The organism is uncultured Chitinophaga sp. (assembly GCF_902168175.1).
GTDB lineage: Bacteria > Bacteroidota > Bacteroidia > Chitinophagales > Chitinophagaceae > Chitinophaga.
Map to the genome: position 1 here is coordinate 47,353 of NZ_CABHOU010000046.1, position 12,915 is coordinate 60,267.

7 protein-coding genes are annotated in these 12,915 nt (G+C 50.9%); 6 read left to right on the forward strand and 1 reads right to left on the reverse strand.

What is annotated here, in order from left to right:
• The first annotated feature begins 32 nt into the window (after positions 1-32).
• Together QZT80_RS09675 and QZT80_RS09680 are read left to right on the forward strand one after the other, a co-directional pair.
• Positions 33-1,535 (forward strand): NAD(P)-binding domain-containing protein, encoded by a 1,503-nt coding sequence (locus tag QZT80_RS09675; protein WP_295121146.1) that lies wholly within the window; start codon positions 33-35, stop codon positions 1,533-1,535.
• A complete protein-coding gene (locus QZT80_RS09680; protein ID WP_295121148.1) occupies positions 1,528-3,831 on the forward strand; it encodes an ATP-binding protein in 2,304 nt (767 codons plus the stop codon). The genes QZT80_RS09675 and QZT80_RS09680 overlap by 8 nt, the downstream gene beginning before the upstream one ends.
• On the opposite strand, the gene QZT80_RS09685 is transcribed toward QZT80_RS09680, so the two are convergent.
• A complete protein-coding gene (locus tag QZT80_RS09685; RefSeq protein ID WP_295121150.1) occupies positions 3,828-6,875 on the reverse strand; it encodes a sensor histidine kinase in 3,048 nt (1,015 codons plus the stop codon). The two genes, QZT80_RS09680 and QZT80_RS09685, sit on opposite strands and share 4 nt — an antisense overlap.
• Positions 6,876-7,013: 138 nt before the next feature.
• Here QZT80_RS09685 and QZT80_RS09690 point away from each other — a divergent pair, with 138 nt between their 5' ends.
• From QZT80_RS09690 to QZT80_RS09705, 4 genes are all read left to right on the forward strand, one after another.
• Positions 7,014-7,772, forward strand: a complete 759-nt coding sequence (locus QZT80_RS09690) for a LytTR family DNA-binding domain-containing protein (RefSeq protein ID WP_295121152.1) — start codon at positions 7,014-7,016, stop codon at positions 7,770-7,772.
• 315 nt (positions 7,773-8,087) lie between these two features.
• Complete coding sequence (locus QZT80_RS09695; RefSeq protein WP_295121154.1) at positions 8,088-8,924, forward strand: universal stress protein; 837 nt, start codon at positions 8,088-8,090, stop codon at positions 8,922-8,924.
• 35 nt (positions 8,925-8,959) lie between these two features.
• Positions 8,960-11,533 (forward strand): cation-translocating P-type ATPase, encoded by a 2,574-nt coding sequence (locus QZT80_RS09700; protein WP_295121156.1) that lies wholly within the window; start codon positions 8,960-8,962, stop codon positions 11,531-11,533.
• A gap of 115 nt (positions 11,534-11,648) precedes the next feature.
• Positions 11,649-12,860: a GNAT family N-acetyltransferase gene (locus QZT80_RS09705; RefSeq protein WP_295121157.1), complete on the forward strand. Its 1,212-nt coding sequence runs from the start codon at positions 11,649-11,651 to the stop codon at positions 12,858-12,860.
• Positions 12,861-12,915: the final 55 nt, after the last annotated feature.

Below are 12,915 nucleotides of genomic sequence, written 5' to 3' on the forward strand. Positions count from 1 at the left end.
CGGTTAACTTCGTCTTACAAATCCCCCAAATCATGCAACACATCGGCATTATCGGCGCAGGCATCAGCGGCCTGGCCACAGCGAAAGCCTTTTTAAGCCAGGGTTACCGCGTTACCGTTTTCGAAAAAGCAGTTGCCATCGGCGGCGTATGGGAAAAGAGCCGCTCGTACCACGGCGTTACCACGCAAACTACCCGCGACGAGTACGCCTACTCCGACTTTCCCATGCCGCAGGATTATCCCCTATGGCCCTCTGGCGAGCAGGTACAGGCTTATTTACAGGCCTACGCCACTCACTTTTCCGTATTACCACATATCCGTTTCCGTACCGAGGTACTGAGCCTCGATTATAACGGGCATGACTGGCAATTGGAAAGCCGGTACCTACCCAGTGGAAGGGAAGAAAGTTTCACCTTTGCGTTCGTGGCCATTTGTACCGGCACCTTTCACAAAGCGCACATACCCGATGTTCCGGGGCTCTCATCGTTCAGGAATAGCGGCGGACAGGTATTTCATTCCAGCCAGATCTCCGATACCAGCATACTTGAGAACAAATCTGTTGCCGTAGTCGGCTTCGCCAAATCGGCCACCGATATCGCCACGCTCGCGGCTAAAACCGGGAAAGATTGTACGCTGCTATACCGCAAAGCACAATGGAAAGTGCCCACCTATTTCGGTAATAAGATAAACATGCGTTTCCTGCTGTTCTCCCGTTTTTCCGAGGCATTTTTCAACTCTCCTTATAAAACGCCTTTCCAGCGTTTCCTGCACAGTGTAGGTAAACCAATGGTATGGGCGCAATGGAGAGGTTTGGAGATGCTGCTGAAAAGCCAGTTTAAACTCAAAGCCTGTGGCATGGTGCCTAAACACCGCATCGAAGATCAGATCAGTTGCAGTTTGGGTGTAGCGCCAGCCGGTTTTTATGAGATGGTACACAGCGGCGCCATCAAAGCACAACAAACAGAAATCAGCAACATCAATGGTAAAGAAGTGCGTTTACAGAACGGGCAAACGATTACACCGGACGTTATTGTTTTCGGCACCGGTTTCCGGCAAAGTCTGCCCTTTTTATCCGAAGAACACAGGCGGCTGATCGTGGGCAACGACGGCGCTTACCGCCTGTTCCGCAACATCATGCACCCGGGCTTACCAGGTTTGGGTTTTGTGGGATACAACTCCAGCTTATTCACCACTCTTACCTCAGAGATAGCGGCCAACTGGCTGGTAGCACACGTAAACGGTACACTACGTTTACCCTCGCATGATAATATGCTGCGCGACATCAACTACATGACCAGCTGGCGCAGGCAAACCAGGCCTGTATCGGCCGAGTTCAGCGGCACCTGCGTGGCCCCATTCAACTTTATGCACCTCGACCAGCTTATGCAGGACATGGGTTTACCGGCTCAGCTCAATCGCTGGTCGCCGCTGGAGTTCTTCAAACCCATTAATCCAAAAGACTATCAGCAGTTGTTAAAAGGTGCTGCCATCCATACCCGTCAACCTCAGCCTAAACCCGTAGAAGCCTATGCATGATAAAGACCTCCGCCGGCGCATACAGGAACTGGAGGCAGAGAATGCACTGCTACGTGGAAAAGCCACGCTGGCACCTGCCGAAACCACAGTAAAAGTGCCTTCCAGCATGGCCCCTTTGTTCAGCCAGGCAGAAGCCACCGCCCGCGCCTACTTCTCCAATATCAAAATGGACCCCGGCAAAGGAACGATCGAGATCAGTAACGAAAGATATGTGCTGATACGGGCCTCTGCGCTTTCGAAAGACTTCCTCGACAGTGTGCTGCAGTTATATGCGGACAGGGAAGCCACAGAAGCATGGAGCATTGGCCGCAACTTCCTGTTTGATATTGCACACGCCATTGGCATGAACGACGCGCGCCAGTTCCATACTAAAATGCAACTCACAGACCCAATAGCACGACTATCGGCCGGCCCCGTGCATTTCGCGTATACTGGCTGGGCTTTTGTGGATATACTGCCGGAAAGTAATCCCGTGGCGAACGATGATTTCTACCTGATCTATAACCACCCCTACTCTTTCGAGGCCGACGCCTGGAAGCGAAGCGGCGTTACCTCCCATTCGCCTGTTTGTATCATGAATGCCGGTTACTCCTCCGGCTGGTGCCAGGAAAGTTTCGGGATTGCGCTAACGGCCGTGGAAGTAAGTTGTACGGCTACGGGGGATAAAACCTGCACCTTCATCATGGCCCCTCCGCACCGGCTGGAAGCGCATGTGGAACAGTACCGGCAACAACATAAAAAACAGCCCGCCAGCAGGCATGCCACATCTGATATACCCGCCTTTTTCCAACGTAAAAAGGCGGAAGAAGAATTGCAGAAAGCAAGGCAACTGGCGGAAGACTCTTCCAAAGCAAAGTCGGACTTCCTGGCCAATATGAGCCACGAACTACGTACACCACTGGGTGCCATCCTCGGCTACACCGACCTGCTGAAGAAAACGAAACTCCATTACACCCAACAACAATACCTCGACGCTATCCATACCTCCGGCAGCAACCTGTTATCGATCATCAACGATATACTGGACCTCTCGCAGCTGGACGCGCAAAAGATATCACTAACCGAAGACCCCACTGATATACCTGCACTGTTACATTCTGTACAAACCATGTTGGCCAGCAAGGCCCGGGATAAACACCTGGGCCTTCGCTGCCATAACGATCCTGCACTTAATTTCCCTGTACTGGCCGACGCGTTAAGACTTACACAGGTACTCACCAATCTTATCGGCAACGCCATTAAGTTTACGGAGAAAGGCGGTATCAGCGTCCGCTGCAAACTCATCTCTCAAACTGATAAAGAAGCGATCGTAAACATCCGTATAGCCGATACGGGTATCGGCATTCCTCCCGAAAAACAGCAATTGGTATTTGAACGGTTCACCCAGGCCGAATCTGCTATTACGAGGCAGTATGGCGGCACGGGACTGGGACTTGCCATTACACGGCAACTGGTGGCGTTGCAGGGCGGCGACATCAGCCTTAAAAGCACTGTAGGGAAAGGCTCTATATTCAACATCCGTTTGCCGCTGCGAAAAGCAGTGATTAAAACACAAAAGGTTACCGAAACGCCCTGCGCCGCCAAAGGTAATAACCGTCGTATACTGGTGGTGGAAGATAACCTGCTGAACCAGCAGATGACCAAAGTACTACTGGCCAGTAATGGCTTCAAAGTACGCGTAGCAGGTAATGGCTTCAAGGCACTGGGCATCCTGAAGAAACACACCTTCGATCTTATACTGATGGATTTGCAGATACCACAGATGGATGGTTATGTAACAACGGAAAAGATACGCACAGAACTGGGTTTACAAACGCCTGTAGTCGCCATTACCGCGCATGCCTTAAGTGGCGAAAAAGCACGCTGCCTGAAGGCTGGCATGAACGACTACCTTTCTAAACCTTTCCGCGAACACGACTTACTCGCAGTGATCGACCGCAACTGCACTTCTACGATCACCGATCTTACTTTCCTGCACCAGCAAACACATTCCAATACCAGGCTGATGAAAAAGATGATGCAGACCTTTATGCAGCAACTACCGCAGGACCTTCAACAGCTGGATACGGCGATACAGGAGAACAACGCGCCCGCAGTTTATAAACTCGCTCACTCCATGCGCTCGTCTATTGCCTTTTTCGGCTGGCAACGGCATATCGGGGATGCTTTACTGCAACTGGAAAAGAAAGCGTATGCAGGTGTGGTGGGCGCACCGGCGCGTAAACGTTTTGATGCTGTAAATACCTGCTGCCAGGCGGGTTTAAAAGAGATAACACAATTATCACAACAACTTTAGAAAGCTTCTACATATGCTAAGGGCACCTCGAAACGGGTGCCTGTTGCATTTCCATCCGCATCGGTCAGGTCAATGATCCGGATTTCCTTTTCAAGGCCGTACTCCTTGTTGAACAGCGCAATTCTTTTCAGGGTGATTTCCATACCGTGTGAGCGGTGATTGTAACCATTGCGCCCCTTTAGTGAGCCTGCGGCTTTACGGCCAATGCCGTTATCGGTGATGGTACATTGCAGGCAGTCGTCGAGGCGTTCAACTGCTACGGTTAACAACCCACGGTGCTCGCGGGGCAACAGGCCGTGCAGAATAGCGTTTTCCACGAAGGGTTGTATGATCAGCGGCGGCACTTCTGTATTATCTGCATCCAGCCCGGTAACATGTACCTGCACATCGAAGCGTTGGGCGAAACGGATTTGCTCGAGTTGCAGGTACAACTGCATCACCTCCAGTTCATCTTTTAATGAAATACGCTTTTGCCTGGAATGGTCAAGGATAAGGCGGATGAGTTTGGAGAACTTACTGATGTATTCATTAGACCGGGCCCGGTCGTTACTGTTTACGAAAGCATTAATAGTATTGAGCGAATTAAAGATGAAGTGCGGGTTCATTTGCGCACGCAGGGCACTGTTCTCAAGTTCACTCAGCCTTATTTCATAGTTACTCCGCATTTTAGCCGCTCTCCGTATTTGCCCTATACGGATGCGATACGCCGCATACCCTGCCCCCAGCAACAGTAAAGCAACCAGTGCGCGGAACCACCAGTTATTCCAGTAAGCGCGGGTGATCATGATATGGACAGGCGTTTTAGCCGCCGTCCAGTGTTTGCCATCGGCCGAAGCCTCTACCTGAAAGGTATACGATCCGGGCGCCAGGTTGGTATAACGTGCCGAACGTTGCGTGCCGGCATATACATAATTGCTGTCAAACCCCTGTAACCGGTAGCGGTACTGTATATAAGCCGCCAGCCGGAAGTCGGTAGCCAGGAAAGAGAAATTGAGTTTGTTCTGATAATAGGGTAATTCCACCAGCCCTCCGCCGGGGAAGCCCAGCACGGTATCCTGCAACTCCAGCGCCGTTACATACACCGGCAAAGGTGCAATAGTGGCGGTAAGCTGTTGCGGGTTAAAGTGATTAAAACCATCGGCACTGCCGGTAAACATTTCGCCATTACTGCTTAGGTAGAAGTTACAGAGCATGTGATTACTCTGCAGCAATCCATCGCGTGCATCGAAGCTGGTGAGTTCCCCTTTTGCATAACGCGAAAGACCTACGTTGCCTGCAATCCATATATCACCGGCCGCATCGGCACTTAACGCCATTACGTTATCGCTGGGCAGACCATCATCCTTTCCTAGTAATTTATAAGCATCATCCCGAAGGATATAAAAACCTTTCTCCCCACCCGCATACATATTGCCGGCACTATCGCTGCAAATGGCCTGCATACGGTCGTTTGCGATCACCTTGTGCAAGGTGCTGTCGCTTAAGCGGAAACGATACAGCCCGTCGTCCTGGCAAAGCCACCAGTCGTGCTTCGTGGCCATAGCATAGAAAGTATGGGTAAAGGCGATAGACGATAACGCCACATGCTCACGGAAGTTACGCATGGCGCCCGTAAGTGGGTTGAACCAGGCAAAGCCGAAGTTGGTACAGATAAGAAAATTGCGTTGCGGGTCAGTTACCATGGCGTGGATATCCGAGCTGGGCAAGGTGTGCAGCGAGTCTGCGGCGTTACGTAATGTTTGTTTAAAACTTCCATCCTTTTGCAACATGCCAATACCACCTCCAAAGCTGCCCACCCAGGCGCGGCCTTTTTTATCGGTGACTACCGTACGTACTGTTTTATAATTTCCATTGATAAGATACGGGTACCATTTACTGAGGCCGGTACGCTTATCCCAGTAAGCCAGAAAGTTATTGGTGGCCAGCCACATACTGCTGTCGCCGCCCTGCGCAAACGCATTAACACCGGCATCGTACTTCTCCCCTTTCGCGTTTACCAGCCAGCGCTGGGTTTTGAACAATGGTGGGTTAAGCGAAGCATACGATACACCACGCGAGCAGACGAACAGTGTACCATTACTGCTCAGGAACGCCCGCCTGCAGTTGCTGCTGGCAATAGACGTGGGATCGGAAGGGTCGTGTACCAGGTGTGTAGCGGTTTGTTTATTGATATCAAGCAGGTACACGCCCTGGTAGCGGGTGGCTACGGCCAGGCGACCATCTGCCATCATATCTATAGAACCAGCGTAACCAATAATCCGTTTGCCCGATTCATCTTTCCAGTCCAGCGCACTCACCTGCCCCGACCTGGTGTTGATCAACGCCAGGGTATCGTGCCCAAAGCTGCCCGCCAGTACAGTGCTGTCATTCACCTTAGCGGCGCACCAGTTGTAGCGGTAATTAAATGTTTTAACAAGTTGCTGTCCTTTAATATCCACCAGCAGCAACTTATGCCGGAAGCCTATTAACCACTGACTACCACTAAAATGTTCGAGGGAATAAGGAATGCCATGCTGCGCAAATACGGGCTTCAGGCCATTTAAGGGCAGGGTATGACGGGCTTTATCTACCAGGTAAAGGCCGTCGGACGACAGCACGAGTAATGAACTATCAGGTGTATGGTCCAGGAAGATATTGCCATTCGTGCGGATATTGTGGTTTTCCAACGTACGGAAGCGGCTGTCGCACTGTTTCCAGTACTGGATGCCGAACGGGGTTACCGCCCACATGGTACCGGCAGGGTCGCAATGAATGTAGAGGACGTTGTCGGACAACAGTCCGGATGCACCGGCGCTGCTATAACTGTTCAACTGGTAACCGTCAAATACGTTGATACCTTCGGCACTGGCCATCCAGATACGGCCCTGCCGGTCTTCGGCCAGCACCAGGCGTAAGTCGCTCAGCAAACCATTACGGGTATCCAGGTGCCGGAAGGCATAACCCTGCGCCAGGCACTGCAGCCCGTAAAACAGTAAGAAAAAGAAGGTATAAAACAGCTTGTTTACCACGGTGTTAAAAGTAAAGGATACTGCAGGATTAAACAAAAACCCGGGGCCTTATCCGTTAAGTCAAATGCCCCATCCGTTAAGTAAAACCCGGGTTAGGCCAAAGATTGCCGGAAATTAGGGGCACCGCTACATTCCATCAACCTAAATTAGTAAATTGCCAAAGCCTCAAAAACAATGAAATATAAAGCACTCATAGTAGAAGACGAAGCCCTGAGCCGCGACTTCCTGAAGAACCTGGCAGAAGAGTTTTGCCCCCAGATAGAAGTAGCCGGTACCGCCGCTAACGTGGAAGATGCCGTCAGCTTCATCAACCAGCACCAGCCCGACATCGTATTTATGGATATAGAAATGCAGTCGGGCACCGGTTTCGATGTGCTGTTGCGCATAAAACAGCCCAGCTTCCGGGTGATATTCACCACCGCTTACGACCACTACGCCATTAAAGCCATCCGCTTTAGCGCCATCGATTACCTGTTAAAGCCTATCAATCTCGAAGAACTGCAACTGGCGGTAGAAAGAGCTGTAGAAAGCCTTCGGCAGAAAGACGAGAACAATAAGATATCACTACTGATACGCAACCTCAGCCGCCCTACCGGCGAAGACTTCTCCATCAGCCTGGCCACCTCGGACGGTATTGAGTTCGTGCAATTGTCCAATATCATCCGGCTCGAAGCCAATGGCCCTTATACGGTGTTTTTTATGAAAGACGGTCCGAAGATCATGGTGAGCAAAAATCTGAAGGAATATGAGTTAATGCTGAACGGGCATGGCTTCTTCAGGGTACATAACTCTCATATCATCAACTTAAAAAAGGTAAAGAAGATGGTGAAAACCGATGGAGGTTACGCGGTGATGGAAGATGAGTCACTTATTGCCATCTCACCTAAAAAGAAAGAGGAGTTCCTGCAACTGATCGCACAACGGTTAGTATAACATCAGGTTACAAAAAACCATCAAACGCACATATGGCGCTGCGCCGCACTCCGCGAGAGCAACCCGCCACCATGGCGACTTCCTTTATCGAAGGTATATCGATCCTATATCCATCCTATAATACCCGTCACCACCAGTGCGGGTTTCAGCGGAAACGGATATAGGATGAGTATAGGATCGATATAGGGTCCCTATACTGTCGCGCCCTTCAACATGATGTTATCTTAACTATGACCCACATCACATGGATGGCTAAGTTTACTCATACCCACATCCCGGCAGGTTTCATTATATTTGAGCAAAAGCCTCCATATTATGAAGAAGATAGCTGCGATATTCGATGGTTTAAAGTTTTCGAACAGCACCCTGCAACACGCGTTTTCCCTCGTGCGTAAAGAACCCGCCCACCTGTCCGGCGTTTTCCCTGACGACCCGATCTACAACAGTTTCAACATGAACAGCGTGATTACCGCCGGGGCTACTACCGAACAAATAAAGGCCATGGAGGAGCGGGATGAACAAAAACGTGCCGCAGCAGCACAGGCTTTCGTAGAAGCCTGTACGAAAGAAGGCATTGCACACAATGTACACCGCACCAACTGCGTGCCTATACAGGAAGTATTACACCAAAGCACATACGCCGACCTGCTGGTAATTGGCACCCGCGAAGCGTTCCTCACAAAAGAACAGGAGCCCCCTACCGAATTCATCCGCAGCCTGCTCAGCGAAACCCGCTGTCCGGTATTGCTGGTGCCCGAAGCCTTTAGCGAAATACAGAAGATAGTACTGTTGTACGACGGCGAGCCGTCATCCATTCACGCCATTAAAATGAGTTATTACGTACTGTCGGCCCTTAGCAATTTGCCGGTAGAAATAATATCTGTTAAAGAAACTGGCAGCGACTCCGTACTAGAAAACGACCAGTTGATGCGGGACTTTTTACAGCAGCACTTTCCACAGGCCACCTACAAAGTGTTGACCGGCACACCCGGCGAAACCATTCTCCAGGAACTGAGAACACAGTCTGATGGCACCCTGGTGGTACTGGGCGCTTACCAGCGCGGCGCTGTATCACGCTGGTTGCGGGAAAGCATGGCCGATTTTTTGATGAGAGAACTGGCACTACCACTCTTCATTGCGCATAACAAATAGCCCGTTTATCCCTTCCGGTTGTTAAAAGATCCATTATGAACTGGCACTATTCGGACATCACGGAAGTTAATAAAGAATTAGGCAGCAGCGACAAAGGCCTCTCTAACGATGAGGCCTCGCAGCGCCTGCAAAAGTACGGGCCTAACACGCTGGAAAGTAAGGGTAAGAAAAGTGCCTGGGCCATCTTTATTGCCCAGTTCAAAGACCTCATGATCATCATCCTCGCCGCTGCCGCCATTATATCCGGCGTGGTGGGCGATCTTACCGATACCATTATCATTCTCGTGATCGTGTTGCTCAACGCGCTCGTTGGTTTTATACAGGAATACCGGGCAGAGAAGGCCATGGAAGCCTTACAGAAACTGGCAGCGCCCAAGGCACAGGTAATACGTAATGGCGAACAAACGGCCCTCGAGGCCGACCAATTAGTGCCCGGCGACCGGGTACTGCTGGAAGCCGGCGTGATTGTTTCCGCAGATATCCGTCTGGCCGAAACACATGCCCTGCGTATAGAAGAAGCAGCCCTTACGGGCGAAGCAGCACCGGCCGACAAAACATCGGACAAGTTAAAAGACGAGAACCCGCCCCTTGGCGACCGTACCAACATGGCCTACAGGGGCACCATGGTTACAAAAGGCCGTGGTACAGGTATTGTAATAGCCACCGGGATGAAAACAGAAGTAGGCCGCATCGCCGAAATGTTACAGGGCGAAGAAGGGCAAACACCCTTACAACGCAGGATGACCGACTTCGGCAAAAAGCTTTCCTATATCATTATGGGCATTTGCGTACTGCTGTTCGGCATCGGGCTGTTACGGGGTGAAAAGGCAGTAGAAATGCTGTTAGTAGCTACCTCCCTGGCCGTAGCCGCCATTCCCGAAGCATTACCGGCCCTTATCACCATCGCCCTGGCAAGAGGCGCTAAAAGGCTGGTACAAAAAAATGCACTGATCCGCAAACTGCCTGCGGTAGAAACACTAGGATCTGTCAACTTCATCTGCACCGATAAAACAGGTACGCTCACCCAGAACAGGATGCAGGTAACCGACGCCCTGCCCGTAGAAGATTCCCTTAAAATATCAGACTCCATCCCACTGCTTTACTGCGCCATGGCACTTAACCAGGACGCTAAAAAGCAGGATGGTGAATGGGCAGGTGATCCTACCGAGATCGCCATGATCCAATATGTAATGGAAAAATACGAAGAGGGAGGTGTAAACGCAATGATGGACGAATACAAACGTGTTTCAGAATTGCCCTTCGACTCGGAGCGTAAGGCCATGACCACCATTCACCAGCACAAAGACAAGTTCCTGGTGATTACCAAAGGCGCGGCGGAGTCCATTGCTCCCCTGTTGAAAGATAAACAGGCTGCGGATAAAATGATGGACGACAGCAGCAACCTGGCCAAAGAAGGCAAAAGGGTGCTGGCCTATGGGTACAGGATATTGGCGGAAGCGCCCGGGGATAAGCCGGACGAGCAGGCTATTGAGAAAGACCTCGACTTCGCAGGTATTACTGCTATGATCGACCCGCCCCGTGAAGAAGTGAAAGCCGCTATTGCAGAATGTAAAACAGCCGGTATACAACCCGTTATGATCACCGGCGACCACCTCGAAACCGCTGCCGCTATTGGCCGTGAGATAGGTTTGCTGGCAGAAGGCGATGAAGTAATAGCCGGCGTTGACCTTGAGAAACTGAGTGAGCAGGAATTAGACGCCAGGGTAACAAAGATCAAGGTATACGCCCGTGTATCGCCCGAGCAGAAACTGAATATAGTTAAATCTTTACAACGCACCGGCAACTATACCGCCATGACCGGCGACGGTGTAAACGATGCCCCTTCTTTGCGCACCGCGAACATCGGCATCGCTATGGGTATTACCGGCACCGACGTCAGTAAGGAAGCCGCACATATGATACTGCTCGACGACAATTTCGCCACTATCGTAAAAGCAGTTAAAGAAGGCAGGCGCATTTACGACAACATCCGTAAGTTCGTTAAATACATAATGACCTGTAACGGTGCAGAAATACTCACCTTCGTGATAGCCCCGCTGTTAGCACTGCCTATCCCTCTGCAACCCGTACACATCCTCTGGATTAACCTTGTTACCGACGGGTTGCCCGGCCTGGCGCTGGCAGCAGAAGGGGCAGAACGTAACATCATGAAACGGCCGCCCGCCGATGCCAAAGAAAGTTTGTTCGCCAGGGCCACCGGTATACACATCATTTGGGTAGGCATCCTGATGGCGGCGGTAACACTGGGTACACAGGCCTATTCGATACACATTGCCGACAGTCACTGGCAAACGATGGTATTTACCGTACTGTCGCTTTCACAGCTCGGACACGTAATGGCAATACGCAGCGATGAACTGATCTTTAAAAGAGGTTTCTTTTCCAACATGCCACTGGTAGGCGCGGTACTGTTTACCTTAGGGCTGCAACTGGGTGTGATCTACCTCCCTTTCGCAAATACAATATTTAAAACACAACCGCTTACTTTACAGGAACTGGGCATTTGCGTAGCGTTGTCGCTCGTCGTGTTCCATGCAGTGGAACTGGAAAAGTTCATCAAAAAGATGTGGGCCAGGAACAAGCATTAACAACAGTTGTCCCGAATCGTAAACTCACGTGTACTTAATCCCGTAATATTTTAAGCGGGCAAACCTTCCGGGGTATGCCCGCTTTTATTAACTTTATTTACTAAAACCATACCCCATGTCGCGGAAGCTGGAACAACTCATAGCCGACAATCATGCCGAACTGTATGCACTGCATGCGATAACCGCAGGCGGGTACGCACACAACAAAAATGGGTTGCGGTGGACGAATGCCGGCAGCACGCACAACGGAAATATTCTATTTCCCGAAACTCCCACCAGTGAGCTGTTAAATGAGATCATGGACGATTACGCCGTGCATCCTCCCGGCGGTATTGGCTGCTGGTCATTGCTACCCGCACCGGCAAACTTAGAAGCATTACTACTGGCCCGTGGTTTTCAAACAGGATGGCAACCCTGCTGGATGGTATTGGAACTGCCGTTACTACATAACAATTTTAAAACGCCTGAAGGTTTAATAATCACCAACGACAACACGACCCCTACCACGCACCTGCGCGAACTCCCTTACGCCGGGGAAGACACTGCTATCTCCCGTGAATTAATGACAGCATATCCCGAAAGGGCACAACGTTTCCTGGCCTGGATGGATGGAGAGATTGTAGCACAAAGCGCCGTTTTCTTTTCTGAAGTGGCAGGCATTTACAATGTGGGTGTACTACCCGGCCTGCGCGGTAAAGGAATTGGTAAAGCCGTAACCGTTGCTGCCTGCGAATATGCCAGGCAAAGCGGCTACCAGTATGCCACACTTAACGCCACGCCGCCCGGCCAACACATTTACACGCAAATGGGGTTTAAGAAACTGGGAAGTGGAATAACCTGGTGGATGCCTAAATACAGGGAGGTGCCCGAACGGCAAACGGCAATAGCAGAAGCCGTAGGCCTCGGACAAATCGATGTGCTGGAAACGCTCGCCCCCGAAGAGCTGCAGCAGCAAATCTCCAATGGCATGACGTTATTACAACTGGCCACACAATGCAAACAGCGCAAAGTTATAGAATGGCTCATCGCGCACGAGGCTACCCTAAAACCTCTGGACGCCTGGGACCTTGGCCTGAAAGACCGTGCCACGGCTATGCTCGCCGCCGACCCTGATGCCGTGAATATATTGTACATGGAATATCATGGTACGCTTTTACACATCGCCGCCCTACGCAACGACATAGATTTAGCCAGGCTGGCGCTGCGTTACCACCCGGATTTAACCATAGCCGATAGTCAGCATTGCAGCACGCCCGAAGGATGGGCAATGTTTTTCAGGCGTAAAGAGATATTAGACCTCCTTAAATCACATGCCGCTGATCGTTAACCATAAGCTGAAGTGTGCGACGCAACGGCGGCCCAATAGCGTAATAGCGCCGGGG